Source organism: Sinorhizobium sp. GQ132, assembly GCF_059758575.1.
Genome location: NZ_JCAXDX010000003.1, coordinates 431642 through 451800, shown reverse-complemented (window position 1 = coordinate 451800; position 20159 = coordinate 431642). Strand labels below are relative to the sequence as shown.

General features: G+C 62.0%; 18 protein-coding genes. 7 read left to right on the top strand and 11 right to left on the bottom strand.

Features of this window, described 5'->3' with window-relative positions; translation table 11 throughout:
• The first annotated feature begins 230 nt into the window (after positions 1–230).
• Positions 231–2360 (top strand): TonB-dependent siderophore receptor, encoded by a 2130-nt coding sequence (locus AC6CIG_RS10440; protein WP_437408823.1) that lies wholly within the window; start codon positions 231–233, stop codon positions 2358–2360.
• A 365-nt stretch (positions 2361–2725) separates the two neighbouring features.
• Positions 2726–4729 carry a PhoX family protein gene (locus AC6CIG_RS10435; RefSeq protein WP_437408822.1) on the top strand — a complete coding sequence of 668 codons (2004 nt, stop codon included), beginning with the start codon at positions 2726–2728 and terminating at the stop codon, positions 4727–4729.
• Positions 4730–4841: 112 nt separating this feature from the next.
• On the opposite strand, the gene recO is transcribed toward AC6CIG_RS10435, so the two are convergent.
• Positions 4842–5585 carry a DNA repair protein RecO gene (recO, locus tag AC6CIG_RS10430; protein WP_086017456.1) on the bottom strand — a complete coding sequence of 248 codons (744 nt, stop codon included), beginning with the start codon at positions 5583–5585 and terminating at the stop codon, positions 4842–4844.
• A 223-nt stretch (positions 5586–5808) separates the two neighbouring features.
• On the opposite strand from recO, the gene AC6CIG_RS10425 reads away from it, so the two are divergent.
• Positions 5809–6549: a L,D-transpeptidase gene (locus tag AC6CIG_RS10425; protein WP_018094612.1), complete on the top strand. Its 741-nt coding sequence runs from the start codon at positions 5809–5811 to the stop codon at positions 6547–6549.
• 108 nt (positions 6550–6657) lie between these two features.
• On the opposite strand, the gene AC6CIG_RS10420 is transcribed toward AC6CIG_RS10425, so the two are convergent.
• On the bottom strand, positions 6658–7020 hold the full coding sequence (locus AC6CIG_RS10420) for a glyoxalase/bleomycin resistance/dioxygenase family protein (RefSeq protein WP_018094611.1): 363 nt from the start codon (positions 7018–7020) through the stop codon (positions 6658–6660).
• A 9-nt stretch (positions 7021–7029) separates the two neighbouring features.
• The gene (locus tag AC6CIG_RS10415; RefSeq protein WP_018094610.1) at positions 7030–7512 is read right to left on the bottom strand and encodes an SRPBCC domain-containing protein; all 483 of its coding nucleotides are present in this window, start codon (positions 7510–7512) and stop codon (positions 7030–7032) included.
• Between the two features lie 51 nt (positions 7513–7563).
• Between AC6CIG_RS10415 and AC6CIG_RS10410 the strand changes: the two genes are divergently transcribed.
• From AC6CIG_RS10410 to rkpK, 3 genes are all read left to right on the top strand, one after another.
• On the top strand, positions 7564–7896 hold the full coding sequence (locus AC6CIG_RS10410; protein ID WP_018094609.1) for an ArsR/SmtB family transcription factor: 333 nt from the start codon (positions 7564–7566) through the stop codon (positions 7894–7896).
• A gap of 71 nt (positions 7897–7967) precedes the next feature.
• Positions 7968–8993, top strand: a complete 1026-nt coding sequence (locus tag AC6CIG_RS10405; protein ID WP_018094608.1) for an NAD-dependent epimerase — start codon at positions 7968–7970, stop codon at positions 8991–8993.
• A gap of 146 nt (positions 8994–9139) precedes the next feature.
• Positions 9140–10453 (top strand): UDP-glucose 6-dehydrogenase, encoded by a 1314-nt coding sequence (gene rkpK / locus AC6CIG_RS10400; protein WP_018094607.1) that lies wholly within the window; start codon positions 9140–9142, stop codon positions 10451–10453.
• An 86-nt stretch (positions 10454–10539) separates the two neighbouring features.
• Here the strand turns inward: rkpK and AC6CIG_RS10395 are convergent, their stop codons facing one another.
• The 3 genes from AC6CIG_RS10395 to cfa2 form a co-directional block, all read right to left on the bottom strand.
• A complete protein-coding gene (locus tag AC6CIG_RS10395) occupies positions 10540–10854 on the bottom strand; it encodes a hypothetical protein (protein ID WP_018094606.1) in 315 nt (104 codons plus the stop codon).
• A gap of 240 nt (positions 10855–11094) precedes the next feature.
• Positions 11095–13401, bottom strand: a complete 2307-nt coding sequence (locus AC6CIG_RS10390) for a Tex family protein (RefSeq protein WP_437408821.1) — start codon at positions 13399–13401, stop codon at positions 11095–11097.
• A gap of 149 nt (positions 13402–13550) precedes the next feature.
• Positions 13551–14807, bottom strand: coding sequence for a cyclopropane-fatty-acyl-phospholipid synthase (gene cfa2, locus AC6CIG_RS10385; protein WP_018094603.1), 1257 nt, complete (start codon positions 14805–14807; stop codon positions 13551–13553).
• Between the two features lie 513 nt (positions 14808–15320).
• Here cfa2 and AC6CIG_RS10380 point away from each other — a divergent pair.
• Positions 15321–16319 (top strand): glycerophosphodiester phosphodiesterase family protein, encoded by a 999-nt coding sequence (locus tag AC6CIG_RS10380; protein WP_437408819.1) that lies wholly within the window; start codon positions 15321–15323, stop codon positions 16317–16319.
• 211 nt (positions 16320–16530) lie between these two features.
• Here AC6CIG_RS10380 and era read toward each other — a convergent pair whose 3' ends face one another.
• The 5 genes from era to AC6CIG_RS10355 form a co-directional block, all read right to left on the bottom strand.
• Positions 16531–17460 carry a GTPase Era gene (era, locus tag AC6CIG_RS10375; protein ID WP_026168570.1) on the bottom strand — a complete coding sequence of 310 codons (930 nt, stop codon included), beginning with the start codon at positions 17458–17460 and terminating at the stop codon, positions 16531–16533.
• A gap of 8 nt (positions 17461–17468) precedes the next feature.
• Entirely contained in the window at positions 17469–18185 is a 717-nt protein-coding gene (rnc, locus tag AC6CIG_RS10370; protein ID WP_018094599.1) for a ribonuclease III, read from the bottom strand.
• On the bottom strand, positions 18185–18928 hold the full coding sequence (gene lepB / locus AC6CIG_RS10365) for a signal peptidase I (RefSeq protein WP_127712567.1): 744 nt from the start codon (positions 18926–18928) through the stop codon (positions 18185–18187). Before lepB ends, rnc begins: the two co-directional genes overlap by 1 nt.
• Before the next feature lie 157 nt (positions 18929–19085).
• A complete protein-coding gene (gene acpS / locus AC6CIG_RS10360) occupies positions 19086–19505 on the bottom strand; it encodes a holo-ACP synthase (RefSeq protein WP_018094597.1) in 420 nt (139 codons plus the stop codon).
• The gene (locus AC6CIG_RS10355) at positions 19502–20059 is read right to left on the bottom strand and encodes a DUF2062 domain-containing protein (RefSeq protein ID WP_437408818.1); all 558 of its coding nucleotides are present in this window, start codon (positions 20057–20059) and stop codon (positions 19502–19504) included. Before AC6CIG_RS10355 ends, acpS begins: the two co-directional genes overlap by 4 nt.
• Positions 20060–20159 lie beyond the last annotated feature (100 nt).

Below are 20159 nucleotides of genomic sequence, written 5' to 3'. Positions count from 1 at the left end.
ATGTGAATCGAAGCCTGGCAAGAGCGGCGAAGCTCGCTGAGACGCGGACGGATTGCCCGCCCCGATGCCGCAAAATTTCTGCCGCCATTGCATCCAAAACCCGGGCCGAACGCACAATCTTCAGGCGAATCTAAAAAGGTGACTAAATTCGTCATGTATTCTTGACGCCGGCGAATCCTGCTGTATAGGGTACGCCATCACTGTCGAAAGCTGCGGGGGTGGAACACCGAATGAAGCCGAACTCAGATAATGCCTTCAATACCTTGAAAAGATACAAGCCTCATGCCTGGCGCACCGCCACCGCATTGGCCGCAGTGCTGGCCGTGAACGGAAATGCGGCGGCGCAGGAGGCCGTCCCCGGCGCGACCCAAAGCGGCGCGACGCAGCTGGATGCGATCGTCGTCGACGGCGCGACCAAGATCCCGACGACCCTGGTCGAGACGCCGCGCTCCGTCTCTCTCATCAGCCGCGAGGAACTCGACAAGCGCGCCGTGCAGGATATCATCGAGGCGGTGCGCTATTCCGCCGGCGTCGTGACCGGCTCATACGGTTTCGATCCGCGTTTCGAGCAGATCACCATCCGCGGCAACGACATCACCACGACGGGTGACTATCGCGACGGACTGCGCCAGCCCTATCTCAGCTATGCCATGCTTCGTAACGAGCCCTATTCACTGGAGCAGGTCGAGGTCATCAAGGGCCCGATCTCCGTGCTTTACGGCGCGGGCTCGCCCGGCGGCATCGTAAACAAGACCTCGAAAATGCCGACGGAAGAGACGATCCGGGAAGTCGGCGTCCTCTACGGCACCGAGAATCGCATCCAGGGCATGTTTGACTTCGGCGGACCGCTGAGCGAGAACGACGATGGCCTGCTCTACCGCGTCGTTGGTCTGGCGCGCCGAGGCGAGACCAATTTCGACATTGCCGACGACCGCTACCTCATCCAGCCGGCTCTTACCTGGAAGCCGGATGAGGCAACCTCCTTCACGATCTACGGCCTAGCGCAGGCCGATGAGACCGATGTCGATGTCGGCGCGGTCATCGGCCCCGACGGTAGGATTCACGACCTGCGCGGCAGCGACCCCGATTACGACTTCCAGAAAGTCCGCCAGCAGCAGATCGGCTACCGGTTCGAACACGAATTCGACAATGGTCTTACCTTCCGCCAGAAGCTGCGCTATTCTCACCTGAAATTGTCGGGGCGCTATCTCGGCATCACGGATTGGACGGGCACGGTTGGCCATCGCACGCCCTACTCGCTCGGCGACGAGCTCGACGTCTTCCAGGTCGACAACCAACTTGAATACAAGTTCGATACGGGCCCGGCTTTGCATACCGGGATGCTCGGCCTAGACTACAGCAATGTAAAATCCGCCTTTGGCTTCGGTGCGGGCAGTTCCGATCCGGCCTACGATTTCGACATTGAAAACCCGACCTGGGGTGTTTCCGGTCCGACGCCTGCCTATAGCAGCCTCAGCGACAGCCGGATGCGCCAATTGGGGGTCTATGTCCTCGACCAGATCGAACTGGACAAATGGCGCTTCACGCTGGGCGGGCGGCAGACGTGGGTGCAGCAGGACAGGGATTCGACCGACGTTCCCTCGGCAACGACGGCATCCGAGAGCCTCGACAAGCACGGCTTCTCCGTTCAGCTCGGCACCGTCTATCTCTTCGACAATGGTCTTGCGCCTTTCGCCAATTACGCGACCTCCTTCGATCCCGTGACCGAGAAATCGCGAAGCGGCAGCATCCTGCAGCCGACCGAGGGCGAACAGTTCGAGCTTGGCGTGAAATATCAGCCGCCGGGCACGGACATTCTTCTCTCCGCAGCGCTTTATCATCTCGTCGAGAAAAACAAGCCGATCGCCGTCGATCCCGTGAATGGCATCTATGAATCGCTTGGCGAGGTCACGAACAAGGGTCTCGAGCTGGAGGCGCGGGCGCATGTCGCCGATGGTCTCGATCTGATCGCAGCCTATACCTATAACAATTCCGAAGTCACCGCCGGCGAGAATGTCGGCAATGCACCTGCCGTCACGCCGCGGCATACCGCCAGCCTCTGGGCGGACTACACCTTCCAGGAGGATACGTTCGCCAGCGGCCTGACGGTCGGCGCCGGACTTCGCTTCACCGGCGAAAACTATGCCGAAATCGAAAACACCAGCAAGAACAAGGCGAACGTCTATGTGGATGCCTCCCTTACCTACGATTTCGGGGCGCTCGACAAAGAGTTCGACGGCCTGACCGGCAACGTCGCCGTCCGCAACATCGCCGACCGGCGCGACACGGTTTGCAACAGCGGCTATTGCTATCTCGGCCAGGGCCGCAACATCACGGCCTCTCTGAAGTATCGCTGGTAGACGAAAGGCACGGACAGACGGGGAGCCGCGTTCGCCGCGGCTTCCCAACCGTTGCTCCTGGAAGGGCGAACGGACATGTGCTCCATGTCGGCTGCGGCATCAAGGCTCCGATATGGCCTCCCCTCACGCGAGGCGCATCACAAGAAGTTGCGCCCTAGGCGCGGAAACGCCGACACCGACAGGTATCTCCAACTTTCCCAGCGACCGGCCAGCACGCTCTTCCGAAGCCGGCGTCGCGGCATCGCGACCCTCTGCAGCAATCTCTTCATCCAATTGTCGCAGAGCTGTCATGAACTCGCTGGTAAAGCGAGACCGGGACGCCCGGGGGATCGGGCGCGTCTACCGTCTCAATGGGGAGAATTGCCATGGACAAATATCTCGGCCTTACCGAAGAAACCGAATTCAAGACGCTGACGGAGCGCAGGGAAGAACTGGAAGACGTCGGCCATAACTGTTCCACCAACCCGACCATGGGCGACATCATCAATCGCCGCTTCTCGCGCCGGTCGTTCATCGGCGGCTCTCTGGCCGTGGCTGCCATATCCACGACGGTTAGCCCCCTCGCCCTGCTGACGGCTGACGAAGCACGGGCAAACGGCGAAGCGTCGCGATTCGCCTTCAAGGAGATCGAAGCCGGTGTCGACGAGACCCATCATGTAGCCGAGGGTTACGAAGCCGACATCCTGCTGCGCTGGGGCGACAAGGTCTTTGCCGACAGCCCGGAATTCGGCCCGCTGAACCAGACAGCCGAGGCCCAGAGCCGGCAGTTCGGCTACAACAACGACTATGTCGGCTTCATTCCGCTCGAAGGCAATCCGGACCACGGCCTGCTGGTCGTCAACCACGAATACACCAATGCGGAGATCATGTTCCCGAACTTCGCCCGCGTCGAAAAGGTGACGGAGGACGGCAAGGAGGAGGACAAGGTCGTGCTCGGCGAGTACACCAAGGACCTCGTCGATATCGAAATGGCCGCCCATGGCGGCACCGTCATCGAAATCCGCAAGATCGACGGGAAATGGCAGCCGGTCCTCGACGGCAAGTACAACCGCCGCATCACGGCCACGACCGAGATGCAGCTTTCCGGCCCTGTTGCCGGCCACGAGCGGGTCAAGACCCCGTCGGATCCGACCGGCAGGAAGGTCTTCGGTACCCTCAACAATTGTGCCGGCGGCGTCACCGCCTGGGGCACCTACATGATGGCCGAAGAAAACTTCAACGGCTATTTCGGCGGCGAACTCGCCGAGGATCATCCGGAATTCAAGCAGATGAAGCGTGTCGGCGCGCCGGGCGGGCAGTATGAATGGTCGAAATTCTACGACCGCTTCGACGTATCCAAGGAGCCGAACGAAGCCAACCGCTTCGGCTGGGTGGTCGAGGTCGACCCGCTGGACCCCACCTCCGTCCCGAAGAAGCGCACCGCGATCGGACGCTTCAAGCACGAGGGCTGCGAGTCGATCGTCAACAGGGATGGCCGCGTCGTCCTCTATAGCGGCGACGACGAACGCTACGATTATGTCTACAAGTTCGTGACGAAAGGCACTTACAACCCGGACGACCGGGCGGCGAATATGGATCTCTTCGACGAAGGCACGCTCTACGTGGCGAAGTTCGACGAGGACGGCACGGTCACCTGGATGCCTCTCGTCCACGGCGAAGGGCCGCTGACGGCCGAGAACGGCTTCGCCTCCCAGGCCGACGTGCTGATCGACACCCGTTTTGCCGCCGATGCGCTCGGCGCGACCAAGATGGACCGGCCGGAAGACGTTCAGCCCAATCCGAAGACCGGCAAGGTCTATGTGATGCTGACCAACAACACGAAGCGCAAGGAGGACGAGATCGACGCCGCCAATCCGCGCGCCAAGAATGCCTTCGGCCACATCGTCGAAATTTCGGAAACCGACGGCGATTTCGCCTCGACGAAATCCCGCTGGGACGTCCTCCTGAAGTGCGGCGATCCGAGCGTCGCCGAGGTCGGTGCCTCCTTCTCCACCGCGACGACCAGGAACGGCTGGTTCGGCATGCCGGACAATTGCGCCATCGACGCCGATGGCCGTCTTTGGGTGTCGACCGATGGCAACAACGAAAAGGACACGGGGCGCACGGACGGTGTCTGGGCCGTGGAGACGGAAGGCGAAGGCCGCGGCACCTCGAAGCTGTTCTTCCGGGTGCCGGTCGGTGCCGAAATGTGCGGGCCGAGCTTCAACCCGACGAGCGACACCTTCTTCCTCGCGGTTCAGCACCCGGGCGATGCCGGTCTCGCAACCTACGAGAAGCCGGCGACGCGCTGGCCGGATTTCCGCGACGACATGCCGGTGCGCCCGGCCGTCGTCGCCGTCACCAAGCAGGGTGGCGGCAAGATCGGCTGAAGCGTTTCGGAGCGCCACACCCTCTGCGACCTCCCATCCCTGTGTCCGTCACAGGGGTGGGAGAAAAGCCATCCGCCACCCGTCGCCACCGCGGTCGCCTTCTCAGAAACGCTTAAGCCTCCGACGATGCGGCCTTCAGCGCCTTCAGCGTCGCATGGACGAACCCGTCCCGCGCCGACGCGGCGTCGACGCCCCGCGGCTCGTAAACATGGCGGTTGAGGAAATAGGCGGTAAGGCGGAAGGCGGCGGCAAGGCTTTCGTGATCGGCAGCTCTGGTTCCTCCCGATAGGAAGTCCGGGAGGGCGAGCATGCGATCGGCGTAAGGGGCACCCGCTTCGCGGCAGATCGCGCGGCCCGATTTCGGCGATACGAAGACAAGGTCGCTGCGCGCACCCGTCGCACCACATCGGGAAAGATCCAGACCGAAGCCGAGATCGTTCAGCACCGCGAGTTCGAAGCGCACGAACAATTCGCCGGCGTCTGCCGGGTCCTGGAGGTGATCGACTATGACGGCGAGCGCCTCGTAGAGATGGGGATGCGGGTCGCGCTCCGGCAGGAGCCGCAAGAGTGCGCCGATCGCCTGAATTCCGTAGACGGAAGTCGCCGTCTCGATCAGCCTCGCGGCGCGCAATTGCAGCGGCTCGACGCGGAATTCGCCGAGATGCTCGTCCAGCCTCGCCCGCCAGTTCACCTCCACGGAATTGCCCGGCTGCAGCACCGGCTGCATCGCACGCGAGCGGCCCGAGCGCACGAGCCCGAGATGCCGCCCGTGCCCGGGCGTCATCACCTCCGCGATGACAGAGCTCTCGCCATGCCGCCGGATGCCGAGAATTATGGCTTCATCGCTCCATTGCATGAAAAAGGCATACACCCGCCGCCGAAACCGGAGCAAGCGAAGAAACGCGCCCGGTTTCGAGCCTTGTCCGGTGCGGCGGAAACAAACTGTAGCCTTTCCGCTACACTTGCCGTGCGCCGCAAATCTATTGTCGTTTTTGCCGCATTGCGACGCCTTTCAATGCGGGTTGCGAGGCCTTAGACGTGCCTCCTCAAGAATGACAGTCAGCAGGAACAATTCGACTATGTGTGTGTCCGGGAATCGCGCCAGCCGTCTGATGCAGCTTTGCGCCGCTTTGGCCCTCTCCGCCGCGCTGGCGGGTTGCGTGAGCAGCAACCAGCCGGTCCGGCCGAAGGGGCCGGATCCCTATTTCGTAGCAATGTATGGGGCGAAGCCGGATGAGAAGTTTCCGCTTCCGGCCACCGACATCAGCAAGGTCGAACCGCGTTTTCTGCGGCAACAGGTGCCTTACGTCACGCATGAGCCGCCGGGTACTGTCGTGATCGACACGGAAAACCGCTTTCTCTATCTCGTGCAGGGCGGAGGCATGGCGCTTCGTTACGGCATCGGCGTCGGCAAGGCCGGGCTGGAATTCGAGGGCGAGGCGCGCGTCGGCCGCAAGGCGGAATGGCCGCGCTGGACGCCGACATCCGACATGGTCGCGCGCGAACCCGAGCGCTACGGACCGCTCGCGGGAGGCATGGACCCCGGCCTGCGCAATCCACTCGGACCGCGCGCGCTCTATCTCTACCAGGGAAACCGCGACACGCTGTTCCGCATCCACGGCACCACGGAGGCCTGGTCGATCGGCAAGGCGGTCTCGAGCGGCTGCATCCGCCTGTTCAACCCGGATATCATCGACCTTTACAGCCGCGTGCCGGAAGGCTCGCGCGTTGTCGTGCTCCAGGCGGAACCGCCGATGAGCCAGCCGATGGATGCACCGATGTCGACCGCCGCCGATGGCAGCGGAACGCTTTCGTTCTAGAGTACATCCAGGGAAAGTGTGTAAACGGTTTTCCGCCCGGAATTGCGTTGGATTAAATGGTTAGAGCATTTCAGTGTTTCTATGAAACCTTGAAATGCTCTCGCTCCCTTACCAGGCATCCGGCTCGCGCACGAGGTGCACGATATTGGCGGGGTTCATGATCCATCCGCCGCGGAAGCCCTCGCCCAGTTTCTCGATCTGATCGCAGCGCACGACCTGGTGCGCTGCGAGACGATCGAGGGCTGCCTCGTGATCTTCGGTAAAGAGTTCCAGCCATATTTCCGCCTGGCTGTAATGCGGCGCTTCGTCTATCCACAAACGATTGGGGCCGAGAATGAAGCCTTTCGCCGGTGCCTTTTCGTCGAAAGGCGCGAGACCGACGACGTCGCGGTAGAAGGCGATCACCGCTTCGTATTGATGGCTCGGAACTTTCATGGCGATGTTGATACCGCCCTTGATTTCGGTGGACATCGCCCCCTCCTACAGTTGCGGTTCGAGCGCCGGCTTGCCGGAGAGTTCGCTCACATAATAGCCCTCCCGCAAATTGATGCCGTATTCGACCCAGGCCTTCATGCAGGCGAGCATCTGCGACCAGCCCTCGCAATTGAGATAGGAGCTCTTCTGCCCCTGTTCGTTTTCCCGCCAGCCGCTCTCGGCGATCGTCACCATGGTGGCGCCGTCGTCGAGCGACTGAAAGCGCATCTCAACCCGCGTCTGGTAGGGGGACTCGCCCTCACCGGTCATGGCATCCCAGCAAAAGACGATCCGCTCGTTGGGCTCCACGGCCTCGACCTTGATGGGAACTTCGCCCCACCACGTCACGGTGGTGCCGGCAACCAGCGGTCCGCTGATGCCGCCGAGCGTTACGAAATAGCGGCTGAGCTGATCCGGGTTTACCACCGCGTCGAAGACCTGCTCGACGGGACGGGCAATACGTCCATTCACACGAAATTCGAATGCCATGACGTCCTCCTCACGATTGTATCGGTGGATAATATGTTATAAAAACATAACATGTCAAACGATTCGAAAGACGATGCGGTTTTCAAAGCGCTGGCGAACGGCCTGCGGCGACGGATGCTCGACGCGCTGAAGGAGAAACCGCAAACGACGGGCATGCTCTGCGAGCTCTTCCCGAACCTGGATCGCTGCACGGTGATGCAGCACCTGAAGGTTCTTGAGGAGGCCGATCTCGTTCTCGCCAGGCGCGAGGGCCGGGAGCGGTGGAACCACCTGAACGCCTTGCCCATCCGTGCCATCCACGATCGTTGGATCAGTCAGTATGCCGGCCACGCAATGTCCGTTCTGACAGCCCTCCAACGTGAGCTCGACGAGCCCCGCGAGTGACGGAATTGACTTTTCATCGGCCGCCTTTCTGCGTATGAACTGTGGAGTGGGGCAAACTGGGGGAAATCGTCATGCGTTACCTCATCACCGGCACTGCAGGATTCATCGGTTTTCATGTTGCAAAACGACTGATCGACGAGGGGCATTTCGTCGTCGGATTCGACGGCATGACGCCCTATTACGACGTGACGCTGAAAGAGCGCCGACACGCGATCCTTCAGCGCTCCAACGGCTTCAAGGCGGTGACGGCCATGCTCGAGGACAAGGCCGCGCTGGACCGGGCGGCGGAGCTTGCCGAGCCGGAAGTCATTATCCACCTCGCCGCCCAGGCAGGCGTCCGCTACAGCCTCGAAAACCCGAAAGCCTATGTGGACGCAAATCTCGTCGGGTCGTGGAACATGCTCGAGCTCGCCAAGGCGATCGCACCGAAGCACCTGATGCTCGCCTCCACCTCCTCGATCTACGGCGCCAACGAGAAGATCCCGTTCGCCGAAGCGGACCGGGCCGACGAACCCATGACGCTCTATGCCGCGACGAAGAAGTCGATGGAGTTGATGGCGCACAGCTATGCGCATCTCTACAAGGTGCCGACCACCGCCTTCCGCTTCTTCACCGTTTACGGCCCCTGGGGGCGGCCGGACATGGCGCTCTTCAAATTCGTCGACGCCATAGACAACGGCCGCCCGATCGACATTTATGGCGAGGGCCGGATGAGCCGGGACTTCACCTATATCGACGATCTCGTCGAAAGCATCGTGCGGCTGTCGCATATTGCGCCCTCCGAGGAGAACCGGGTGGCACCGGAAAAGGCCACGGATACGCTTTCGCGCCATGCGCCGTTCCGCGTCGTCAATACCGGCGGTGGCCAGCCGGTAGAATTGATGACCTTCGTCGAAACGGTCGAGAAGGCGATGGGGCGTCCGGCGATCCGCAACATGCTGCCGATGCAGCAGGGCGACGTACCGCGCACCTTCGCTTCGCCGGACCTGCTCGAAGCCCTGACCGGATTCAAGCCGTCCGTTTCGGTCGAGGAAGGCGTTGCGCGCTTCGTCGAGTGGTATGAACAGAATTATCGCCGTGCACCCACGACCGTCTGATGGTAAAACAAGCGATATTTGTGCGAAGCGCGTGCTTCCGCACGCAGTTGCAATTTGGTTTTTCTTTACTTTTTTATCGATGACATCCTTTTATTAGATAAAACTTAATTGATCAGCGTTCTCAAGAACAATCAAAGGAAAAGCGGATGAAAATCACGATGATCGGTGCCGGCTATGTCGGCCTTGTTTCGGGTGTTTGCTTTGCGGATTTTGGCCATGACGTCGTCTGCGTCGACAAGGACGAAGGCAAGATCTCGGCGCTGAAGAAGGGGCAGATTCCCATCTTCGAACCCGGGCTGGACCATCTCGTCGCCAGCAACGTCGCGTCCGGGCGCCTGAATTTCACCGATGATCTCAAGACCGCCGTGGCCGCCAGCGACGTCGTTTTCATTGCCGTCGGAACGCCGTCGCGGCGCGGTGACGGACATGCGGATCTTTCCTATGTTTACGCAGCTGCACGCGAAATCGCTGCCAACCTTCAGGGCTTTACCGTCGTGGTGACCAAGTCCACGGTTCCGGTCGGCACCGGAGACGAGGTCGAGCGCATCATCCGCGAAACCAACCCTGCGGCTGACGTCACCGTCGTCTCCAACCCGGAATTCCTGCGGGAAGGCGCCGCGATCGAGGATTTCAAACGGCCCGACAGGATCGTCATCGGGGTCGACGGCAGTGACGGTCGCGCGCGAGAGGTGATGACGGAGGTCTATCGGCCGCTCTATCTCAACCAGTCGCCGCTGGTATTCACGACACGCCGCACGTCGGAACTGATCAAATATGCCGGCAACGCCTTCCTGGCGATGAAGATTACCTTCATCAACGAGATTGCCGATCTCTGCGAGAAAGTCGGTGCCAATGTGCAGGACGTCGCCCGCGGCATCGGGCTGGACGGCCGCATCGGGTCGAAGTTCCTGCATGCCGGGCCGGGATATGGCGGCTCCTGCTTCCCCAAGGACACATTGGCGCTGGTTAAAACCGCCCAGGACCACGACACCCCCGTGCGGCTCGTCGAAACCACGGTCGCCGTCAACGACAACCGCAAGCGGGCAATGGGACGCAAGGTGATTGCGGCGGCCGGCGGCGATATCCGCGGCTCCAAGATCGCAGTCCTCGGCCTGACCTTCAAGCCGAACACCGACGACATGCGCGACAGCCCTGCAATCGCGGTGGTTCAGGCGTTGCAGGACGCAGGCGCCCGCGTCACCGGTTACGACCCCGAAGGAATGGAAAACGCGCGCAAGCTGATAGAGGGCCTGGACTGCGCGAGCGACCCCTATGAAGCGGCGGCCGAGGCGGATGCTCTGGTGATCATAACGGAATGGAACGAATTCCGGGCGCTGGATTTCGACCGTTTGAAATCCGCCATGAAGACGCCCCTGCTCGTCGACTTGCGCAACATCTATCGCAAGGACGAGGTCGCAAGGCACGGCTTCCGCTATGCGAGCATCGGCAGGCCGGACTGACCGGCAACGCACCGTCGCATTCAATGGTAAGCGGAGGGAAGCTGCACGGGCTTCCCTCTGCGCGCCTCGCGCAGAAGGGCTGAAGGTCAGGCCCTCGGGCCGACCTGGATGACCTGTTCCCAGCTTTTTCCGGCAAGGAAGACGCAGCTTCGGCCGGAAACATCGGTTACGATCAAAGTCCAACTGCCGCCGTCGGCCGCATAGAGTTCCATGACCGCTTGCGGATTGATCTGCCCGAACGCGGCCTGCTTTTCTTGATATTGTCGAGCAAGCAGCTCGACAACCTGCGAACGCTCGGCGCAATTCACAACGGCCTGTGAGTCTGCCGAATTGGGGTAGGCCGTCACTGCGGCCGTCAGAAGGACGGCAAGAGAGAAGCCGCGGACCACATTGCGTACCATGACGCACCTCCTTTAGCCGGGAAGTCCCGGCGGAAGAGGATTTCCGCTGACCTGTTCCGCCGTATACCGGCATTCGATGGTCGACACCTTCACGAGACGGAGCGATGTCGCCATCCGAAAAGTGTGACGGAGGCGGGTTACATCTCAGTTGGCTGAATTATAGAGCGCAACCTGAGCCATCACACGAGCATCGATGCCCGGGTAACGATCCTTCCATGCGTGCCGTTCCATCAAACGCTCTCATTTTTTCTTCATCGCCGCCATCAGCGCCGCGCCGAACGCGCCCTGCGCCGGCTCCTGCGGTGTTTGCGACCGAGCCGACCCGCCCCGGTTCGCGCCCTTCGGTGTCGCCCCCCTCGACTCACGGGGCGTGTCGGCGCTACCTTCCTTGCGCATGGAGAGCCCGATGCGCTTGCGGGCGACGTCGACCTCCGTGACGCGGACCTGCACGACGTCACCCGCCTTGACGACCTCATGCGGATCCTTGACGAAGCGGTCGGCCAATTGCGACACGTGGACGAGGCCGTCCTGGTGCACGCCGATATCGACGAAGGCGCCGAACGCTGCGACGTTGGTCACCGTGCCCTCGAGCCGCATCCCGACTTTCAGATCCTTGATGTCGTCCACGCCTTCCGCGAAGGTGGCCGTCTTGAAGCTCGGGCGCGGATCGCGACCCGGTTTCTCGAGTTCGGCCAGGATGTCCTTGACCGTCGGCAGGCCGAAGCGCTCGTCGACGAAAATGCGCGGATCGAGTTTTTTCAGCTCGGCGCTGTCTGCCATCAGCGAGCGCACGTCCCGCCCGCAGGCTGCAACGATCTTCTTGGCAACGCCATAGGCCTCCGGATGCACCGCAGACGCGTCGAGCGGCTCGGAACCGTTCGGTATCCGCAGAAAGCCGGCGCACTGCTCGAAGGTGCGGGCGCCGAGACGCGGCACTTTCAAAAGCTCCTGGCGGCTGGCGAAGGCCCCCATCGCATCGCGGTGCGCGACGATTGCCTCGGCCGAGGACTTGCCCAGTCCGGAGACACGCGCCAGGAGCGGCGCCGAGGCGGTGTTGAGATCGACCCCGACGGCGTTTACCGCATCCTCGACGACGGCGTCGAGCGAGCGGCTCAGCTTCGACTGATCGACGTCGTGCTGGTACTGGCCGACGCCGATCGATTTCGGTTCGATCTTGACGAGCTCGGCCAGCGGATCCTGCAGCCTGCGGGCGATCGAGACGGCGCCCCGCAGGGAAACGTCGAGGCCCGGAAACTCGGCAGCCGCCGTCTCCGAAGCGGAATAGACCGATGCACCCGCTTCGGACACGATCACCTTGGTAGGCTTCGGCGCCGGCATGGCAGCGAGCATGTCTGCGACGAGTTTCTCCGTTTCACGGCTACCGGTGCCGTTGCCGATCGCAATCAGTTCCACCTTATGCTTGCGCACGAGCGCCGCAAGCTCTGCCTGGGCGCCGCGAATGTCGTTCTTCGGCGGAAAGGGATAGACCGTGGCGGTGTCGAGCAGCTTGCCTGTGCCGTCGACCACCGCGACCTTGACGCCGGTGCGGATCCCGGGATCGAGGCCCATGGTCGCGCGCGAGCCCGCGGGTGCCGCGAGCAGCAGGTCCTTGAGATTGCGTGCGAAGACGCGGATTGCCTCTTCTTCGGCCCGCTCGCGCAGCTCGCGCATCAGGTCCAGCGACAGCGAAAGCGAAAGCTTGACGCGCCATGTCCAGCCGATGACCTCCAGCAGCCATCTGTCGCCGGGCAACCGATCGCCGACACCGTAGGCCGCCGCGATCATCCGCTCGGTCGGCCTTTGCGAAGGCGCGGCCTCCTGATCGACCACGATATCGACCGAGAGGACCTCTTCGTTCCAGCCGCGCAACATCGCCAATGCGCGGTGCCCGGCCACCGTCGCCCAGCGCTCGGAGTGGTCGAAATAGTCCGAGAATTTGGCGCCGGACTCCTGCTTGCCGTCCACGACCCGAGCGCGCAGGAAGGCTGCCTCCCGCATATAGTTCCGCAACCGCCCGAGAAGGTCGGCGTTCTCGGTCATGGCCTCGGCGATGATATCGCGGGCGCCGTCGAGTGCGGTCTTGACGTCCGGCACATCGGCGGTGAGGAAGGCGGCCGCGCGTTCGGCCGGCGCGATCGAGCGGTCGGAAAGAATTGCTTCAGCCAGTGCGCCCAGCCCCCGTTCGCGCGCGATTTCCGCCTTGGTGCGGCGCTTCGGCTTATAGGGCAGGTAAATGTCTTCGAGTTCCGCCTTGGTAACCGCGCCGGCGATTTTGCCTTCGAGCTCGTCGGTCATCTTGCCCTGGCCGCGGATCGAATCGACAATCGACGCCCGCCGCGCTTCAAGCTCGCGCAGATAGGTAAGCCGCTCCGACAGGACGCGCAGTTGCGTGTCGTCGAGACCGCCGGTGACCTCCTTGCGATAGCGGGCGATGAAAGGCACCGTCGCTCCGCCGTCCAGCAATTCGACTGCCGCTGTGACCTGGGCGGCGGTCGCCTTGATTTCGCTGGCGATGATGGCGGCGATGGGCTTTGCGGTCGTGACCATTCTCTCGTTCCGTTTCCTGTTTCGGCCGGACCATACCGGCGCAGACCATCAAGGCCAAGTGAAGGCCGATGGCCGCCCGGGCGAACTCCACAGAAGATCAGGAGACGGTGCCGTCGCGTGGGCGGATGAGGGGGCCTTCGCCCGCCCCCTCACACCGCGACGAGTTCCAGCCGTTCGCGGGTCTTTTCGAATTCCAGCAATTCGCGCTCCTTGATGGCGATGTAGTCGCGCGACACCGGCACCGTCGCGAGTGACGGCGAGAGCTGGAGCTGGAAGACGAAATGCTTGTCGTAGAGGAAGGCCGTTTCCGAGGCGGCGAGATAGAACTCCCACATCCGGAAAAAGCGCTCGTCATAGAGCCTGACCGCCTCCTCCCGCTGCGCCAGGAAACGCTCGCGCCAGGCCCTGAGCGTCCAGGCGTAATGCAGCGGCAGAATCTCGATGTCTTTGACGAGCAGGCGGTTGCTTTCGACCCGTGGCAATACCTCCGACAGGGCGGGAATGTAGCCGCCGGGGAAGATATACTTCTCGATCCACGGGTTGGTCGCCCAGGGTTTGTAGATCTGACCGATCGAATGCAGCAGCATCACGCCGTCCGGCTTCAGCAGTTCTTTCATCTTGCGGAAGAAATTGCCGTAATTTCCGATGCCCACATGTTCGAACATGCCGACGGAGACGATGCGGTCAAATTGCCTTCCCTGCATGGTGCGATAGTCCTGCAGTTCGAAGCGCACCCGGTCCGAAAGCCCGCGCCTTGCGGCGCGCTCGCGCGAGACCTTCAACTGCTCTTCGCTGAGCGTGATGCCCGTGACTTCGACCCCCGACGACTCGGCGAGGTACATCGCCATGCCGCCCCAGCCGGAACCCACTTCCAGTACCTTCTGGCCAGGCTCTAGCAGCAGCTTTGCCGCTATGTGCCGCTTCTTGGCGCGTTGCGCCTCGTCGAGCGAGATGCCCGGCGGATGGAAATAGGCACAGGAATATTGCCAGTCCTCGTCGAGGAAGAGGTTGAAGAGCTTGCCGTCCAGATCGTAATGGTGGGCGACGTTGTAGCGGTTGCGGTTTACCGGCAGCCGGCTCTTCATCTGCTGGCGAAAGATGTGTCCCAGCGCGACGATCGAATTGGTGAAGGTTGCCGCCTTGTCGAGATCATTGCTCTTGACGATGGCCAGCACGTCGAAAATATCGCCCTCCTCCACGAGAACGCGACCGTCCATGTACATTTCGCCGAATTTCAGCCCTGGATCGTGAAGAACGGCTTTTTCCGCTCCGGCATCAGCGAAACGGATGGCCGCCGGCTTGCCCGTACCATCGCCCAGAACCACCTTTTCACCCGACGAGAAAACGACCGTCAGCTTGCCTTTCTCGACAAGCCGGCGAAGTAGATTCAACAAACCCGCATTCATATCCTACCTCAGCTCAGACCTAAACGGACCATCGGTTCCTTCACAGGGGGAGCGGGTGAGCGGCTGGTCGGCTTCAGGGCAGACATGCGGCAGCTTGGAAGCGGGCGGCCACATCCGGAAGCGGCGAGAAACCGGCTCGAGCGCGACCTCACGGTTTCCGGCGAGTCCTCGCGAAGCAAGGCAAGGACCAGCTGCGGGAATTCGTCAGGCCAGCCCATCGGGCTCCTATCCATCAGAACTTCCATTAACTTAGCTGTGTTCGGCGGTTATTCAATGGGGCTTTTTTGTGGCCCCTCAAAGATTTGTTTGCTTAGCAAATTCGAAAGCACTGGAAACGGGCTCTCCTCGGATGTTGCGGGGCCGCTTCCGAGCGCCTACCTGCGCTTAGTGGTGGCCGACCCGTCATGGACCCGGTAACAGAGTGGTGCCGGTCCTTGTAACACGCGTATACCAACCGGTAACATCGTCACGCCACATTGTCGCGGCAAGCCCGTCGCGAGAGGAGGATACACGATGAAGAAGATCGCCGCGGTTGCGCTCGTCGTCGTCGCCATCGTCTGGCTTCTCAACACGTCGCTTCTGGCGCCGCCCCCCTCCGGCAATGCAAAGATCCTCGCTCATCGCGGCATCCACCAGGTTTTTTCCTCGGAAGGTCTCGACAACGACACCTGCACCGCCGAGCGCATCGAAACGCCGCGCCACAGCTATCTCGAAAACACGATTGCCTCGATGCGCGCGGCGATGGAGAGCGGCGCCGACGTCGTCGAACTCGACGTCCACCTGACACCGGATCGCCAGTTTGCCGTGTTTCACGACTGGACGCTCGATTGTCGGACGGATGGGAGCGGCGTCACCCAGGACACTCCGATGTCCGAGCTGAAGACACTGGACATCGGCTACGGCTATACGGCCGACGGCGGCAAGTCCTTCCCCTTCCGCGGCCAGGGGGCCGGCCAGATGCCGACGCTGACGGAAGTTTTCAAGGCCCTGCCCGAGGGCCGCTTCCTTATCAATTTCAAGAGCGAGAGGCGGGAGGAAGGAGCGACCCTCGCGGTCCTCCTCCGGTTCCACCCGGAGTGGCGCAAACAGGTGTTCGGCGTCTATGGCGGCACCGCTCCGACGCAGGAAACGCTCCGGCTGGTTCCGGGGCTCAGAGGCTATGATCGACAATCCACGATCGCCTGCCTTGGCCGCTATGCCGCCTATGGCTGGACCGGCATCGTACCGGATGCCTGTCGCGATACGCTGATCATCGTGCCGAGTAATTATGCAAGTTTTCTGTGGGGCTGGCCCCACCGGTTCGCGGCCCGCATGCAGGCGGCCGGCAGCGAAATCATCCTGCTTGGCCCTTACAGCGGAGGAGATTTCACCTCCGGCATCGACAGCACCGATGATCTCGCTTTCGTTCCCGAGCGCTTCTCCGGCTACGTCTGGACCAACAGGGCGGAAACAATCGCTCCCCTTCTCGGAAAGCGCCCCGGCGCAGCGACCGACCAGGCCAATCGACAGTAGCCGAACGGCGCAACCTTCCTCGTGCAAGGGTCAACATATGTCGACCTATGGATTCTCGCGGCCGCCGCCCTTGCTGCTCTCGCTACATTCGCGGCGCATGATCACGGTTCCGCATCAGTCTCCGTCGCCAAGGCGTTCCAGGAAGGCTGGTGAACCGGCTGCGGAGCTCGAACGCCGCATGACGTTGAAGAGCGTCTGACGGTCCTTCCCGCTATTTCGGAAAGTCGAGCCCCATTTCGCGGAAGCGTTCCGGATCGTCGCCCCAGTTCTCGCGCACCTTGACGAACAGGAAGAGGTGCACCGGCTGCTCGAGAATTTCGGAGATTTCCTTGCGCGCGGCGGTCGAGATCGCTTTGATCGCCTCGCCGCCCTTGCCGAGGGCGATCTTCTTCTGGCTGTCCCGTTCCACGTAGATCACCTGTTCGATGCGCACGGAACCGTCCTTGCGCTCCTCCCATTTCTCCGTTTCCACGTGAGATGCATAGGGAAGCTCCTGATGCAGACGAAGGAAGAGCTTCTCGCGGGTGATCTCGGCGGCCAGCTGGCGCATCGGCAGATCGGAGATCTGATCCTCGGGATAGTACCACGGACCCTCCGGCAGCGTCTCGGCGAGATAATCCATCACGTCTTCGCAGCCGGAACCCGTCAGCGCGGAGATCATGAAGGTGCGCTCGAATGCGACCACTTCGTTCGCAGCGGCCGCAAGCTTCAGCAAATCCTCGCGGCGAACCTGATCGACCTTGTTGAGGACGAGGACCTTCGGCTGATGTACCTCCTTCAGGCCCTCGAGGATCGCCTCCGCGTCACCCTTGATCCCGCGCTCGCTGTCGATCAGCAGCATGATCAGATCGGCGTCCTTGGCTCCGCCCCAGGCCGTGGTGACCATGGCGCGGTCGAGCCGACGCCGCGGCTTGAAGATGCCGGGCGTGTCCATGAAGACGATCTGCGCGCTGCCGTGGATCGCAATGCCGCGGATGATCGCCCGCGTCGTCTGCACCTTGTGGCTGACGATCGACACTTTCGCGCCGACAAGGCGATTGACCAATGTCGACTTGCCGGCATTCGTCGCCCCGATCAGCGCCACGAAGCCCGAGCGCGTCGGCACTGCGCCGGCGGCCGTATCCTTTTGAGTATCCGTCATGATATCCGTCAATTTCCGGCAGAGCGCTTCTGCCACACACCTTCGCGTTCCAGCAATTTCATCGCGGCGACCTGCTCGGCCCCGCGCTTGGAACGATCGACCCCCGTCTCCGGCGCGATCCCGTCGACCTCCACCGTCACGGTAAAGCGCGGATCGTGATCAGGCCCGGAACGGTCATCCGTCCTGTATTTCGGCGCGACACCGAATCTGGCATGCGCCCATTCCTGCAGTTCCGTCTTGGCGTCCCGCCTGGCGCCGTCTGCGCTTGCGGCCCTATGCGTCCAATGCTCGAGCACGAAACGTCGCGCCGCGTCGAGGCCGCCATCGAGATAAATCGCGGCGATCAGCGACTCTACCACATCGGCGCGCACATTCATCATGTGCTTGCCCGTGATTTTCTTCACATCCGAGCCGGTACGGATGAATTCGTGCAGCGAGAGCTCATCCGCCACCTTCGCGCAGCTCTCCGCGCTGACGAGCTGGTTCAGGCGCACCGAGAGCTCGCCTTCGTTGGCATCGGTGAAGGTCTGGAACAGGAGTTCCGCGACGCAGAGCCCAAGCACCCGGTCACCCAGGAATTCGAGCCGCTGATAGTTGATCGCGCGGCCGCTGCGAGCGCTCGAATGCGTCAGCGCCCGGTCGAGACGTTCCTTCTCGGCGAACCGGTAACCGATCGCGGCCTCGAGCCGCGCCCGGTCCTCCCCGTTCAACGAGCGGCCCTTCATCAGTGGACGACCTTGAATAAACGATCGTAACGCAGGTTCGCCGGCCATTTCCAGATCTGCCGGAACGAGGTGTCGTTGCCGAGCGAGAAGAAGATCAGGCTGGCCCGGCCGACAAGGTTTTCGGCCGGCACGAAGCCGACGTCGAAACGGCTGTCGGCGGAGTTGTCCCGGTTGTCGCCCATCATGAAATAATGACCTGCCGGGACGATGAATTCACGGGTGTTGTCGCCGCGCGAATCGGGGAACTGGTCGAGCGTGTCGTAAGTCATGCCGTTGTCCATCGTCTCGCGATAGACAGGAACATCGCCGCCCGTGTCGTACTGATCGTCAGCGCGGAACGTGCCGTCCGGCACCCGTTCGACCGGCTTGTCGTTGACGTAGAGAATGCTGTTCCTGACCTGGATGCGGTCGCCCGGCAGGCCGACGAGGCGCTTGATATAGTCGATGTCGGGATTGGGCGGGAACCGGAAGACCACGATGTCGCCCCGGTCCGGTTCGCTCGCAAAGATCCTGCCGCTGAAAAGATCCGGCGAAAAGGGCAGCGAGTATTTCGAATAGCCGTAGGCGAACTTGTTGACGAAGATGTAGTCGCCGACAAGGAGCGTCGGCATCATCGAGCCGGAAGGGATCGTAAAGGGCTGAAAGAAGACGGTGCGGATGACCACGGCGAGGAGCAGCGCCTGGATGATGACCTTGACGTTCTCCCAGAGACCGCTCTGCTTCGCTTCTGTCTTTTCTGCCACGCTCAGTCTTCCTTGTCATCCTGCCCGGGGCACCGGGCCTAACGCTTCAACGTTCGTCTGCGCCCGAACTCAAGCGCACGCCGCCCCGCAACTCGATGCTATATGTCGCGGGAATGCCGTGCTTCAAGCGACCGCGGGCCGGTCTTCGGCAAGTGCTCTAAACCGTTCCCTCGGCGGGGGCAACCGGGAGCGCTTCGATAATCACGAAAGCTTGAGCAAGCGGGAAGTCGTCGGTGATGGTCAGATGGATTGCGGCGCGGTGGCCGACCGGCAGCAATTCCTGAAGGCGCGCGGCCGCGCCGCCGGTCAGCTGCATCGTCGGCTTCCCGCCGGGCAGGTTCACGACGCCCATATCTTTCCAGAACACGCCTTGAGCCAGACCGGTGCCCAGTGCCTTGGAACAGGCCTCCTTTGCGGCGAAACGCTTGGCATAGGAGGCCGCACGGTTTTTGCGGCCTTCGGATTTGGCGATCTCGATATCGGTGAAGCACCGGTTGACGAAACGCTCGCCGAAGCGTTGGAGCGAGTTTTCGATGCGCCTGATATCGATGAGATCGCTGCCGATGCCGATGATCATGTCGGATGTCCGAATTTGTGCGCGCGGGCCTGCCGGCGCCGCTTCTGGAAGAGGCGGGCCGTCTGAAAGGCAAACGGGTAGAATATCAAGGCGCCCGCCGCTGAAAGAGGGAGCGAGCCAATGAGCATCGGCTTGAAGACCGGGCCCCACAGGCTTGCAAAATCGAGATGTTCGATCATCCGCATGATCTCTTGGCCGCCGATCACCTGAGCGGCTTGCGGCTGCGTGAGCATCGTGCCGACCTCGTAGGAAGCCGTCAGGATGACGGGTATCGTGATGGGATTGGCGAGCAGCGTCGTGATCGCGGCCGCGATGAGATTTCCGGAAAACACCGACGCCAGAAGGACGGCGAGAACGATATGCAGGCCGAAGAACGGCGTCAAGGACGACGCGACACCCGCCGCCACCCCGACGGCGATCGAGTGCGGAGACGAGTTAAGCCGGAGAATTCGAAGGGCAATGTAGCGCGGAGCGCGCGTCAGCCCCTTGCGCGGCCAGAAGAAAGCGCGAAGCCTCTCGGATAGTGTGACCGGTTTTCTGCGCCTGAATAACATTATGCCGTCATGATCGCATTCGAAACCGCCGCCGGCGCAAGACGGACCGCCCGCCTTACGATGGGCGCAAGATAGGCGCCGCACACGCCATGTGCAAGCT

Coding starts and splice junctions, on each gene's coding strand:
- AC6CIG_RS10440 (WP_437408823.1), top strand. CDS start 231: ATGAAGCCGAACTCAGATAATGCCTTCAATACCTTGAAAAGATACAAG.
- AC6CIG_RS10435 (WP_437408822.1), top strand. CDS start 2,726: ATGGACAAATATCTCGGCCTTACCGAAGAAACCGAATTCAAGACGCTG.
- recO (WP_086017456.1), bottom strand. CDS start 5,585: ATGCAATGGAGCGATGAAGCCATAATTCTCGGCATCCGGCGGCATGGC.
- AC6CIG_RS10425 (WP_018094612.1), top strand. CDS start 5,809: ATGTGTGTGTCCGGGAATCGCGCCAGCCGTCTGATGCAGCTTTGCGCC.
- AC6CIG_RS10420 (WP_018094611.1), bottom strand. CDS start 7,020: ATGTCCACCGAAATCAAGGGCGGTATCAACATCGCCATGAAAGTTCCG.
- AC6CIG_RS10415 (WP_018094610.1), bottom strand. CDS start 7,512: ATGGCATTCGAATTTCGTGTGAATGGACGTATTGCCCGTCCCGTCGAG.
- AC6CIG_RS10410 (WP_018094609.1), top strand. CDS start 7,564: ATGTCAAACGATTCGAAAGACGATGCGGTTTTCAAAGCGCTGGCGAAC.
- AC6CIG_RS10405 (WP_018094608.1), top strand. CDS start 7,968: ATGCGTTACCTCATCACCGGCACTGCAGGATTCATCGGTTTTCATGTT.
- rkpK (WP_018094607.1), top strand. CDS start 9,140: ATGAAAATCACGATGATCGGTGCCGGCTATGTCGGCCTTGTTTCGGGT.
- AC6CIG_RS10395 (WP_018094606.1), bottom strand. CDS start 10,854: ATGGTACGCAATGTGGTCCGCGGCTTCTCTCTTGCCGTCCTTCTGACG.
- AC6CIG_RS10390 (WP_437408821.1), bottom strand. CDS start 13,401: ATGGTCACGACCGCAAAGCCCATCGCCGCCATCATCGCCAGCGAAATC.
- cfa2 (WP_018094603.1), bottom strand. CDS start 14,807: ATGAATGCGGGTTTGTTGAATCTACTTCGCCGGCTTGTCGAGAAAGGC.
- AC6CIG_RS10380 (WP_437408819.1), top strand. CDS start 15,321: ATGAAGAAGATCGCCGCGGTTGCGCTCGTCGTCGTCGCCATCGTCTGG.
- era (WP_026168570.1), bottom strand. CDS start 17,460: ATGACGGATACTCAAAAGGATACGGCCGCCGGCGCAGTGCCGACGCGC.
- rnc (WP_018094599.1), bottom strand. CDS start 18,185: ATGAAGGGCCGCTCGTTGAACGGGGAGGACCGGGCGCGGCTCGAGGCC.
- acpS (WP_018094597.1), bottom strand. CDS start 19,505: ATGATCATCGGCATCGGCAGCGATCTCATCGATATCAGGCGCATCGAA.
- AC6CIG_RS10355 (WP_437408818.1), bottom strand. CDS start 20,059: ATGTTATTCAGGCGCAGAAAACCGGTCACACTATCCGAGAGGCTTCGC.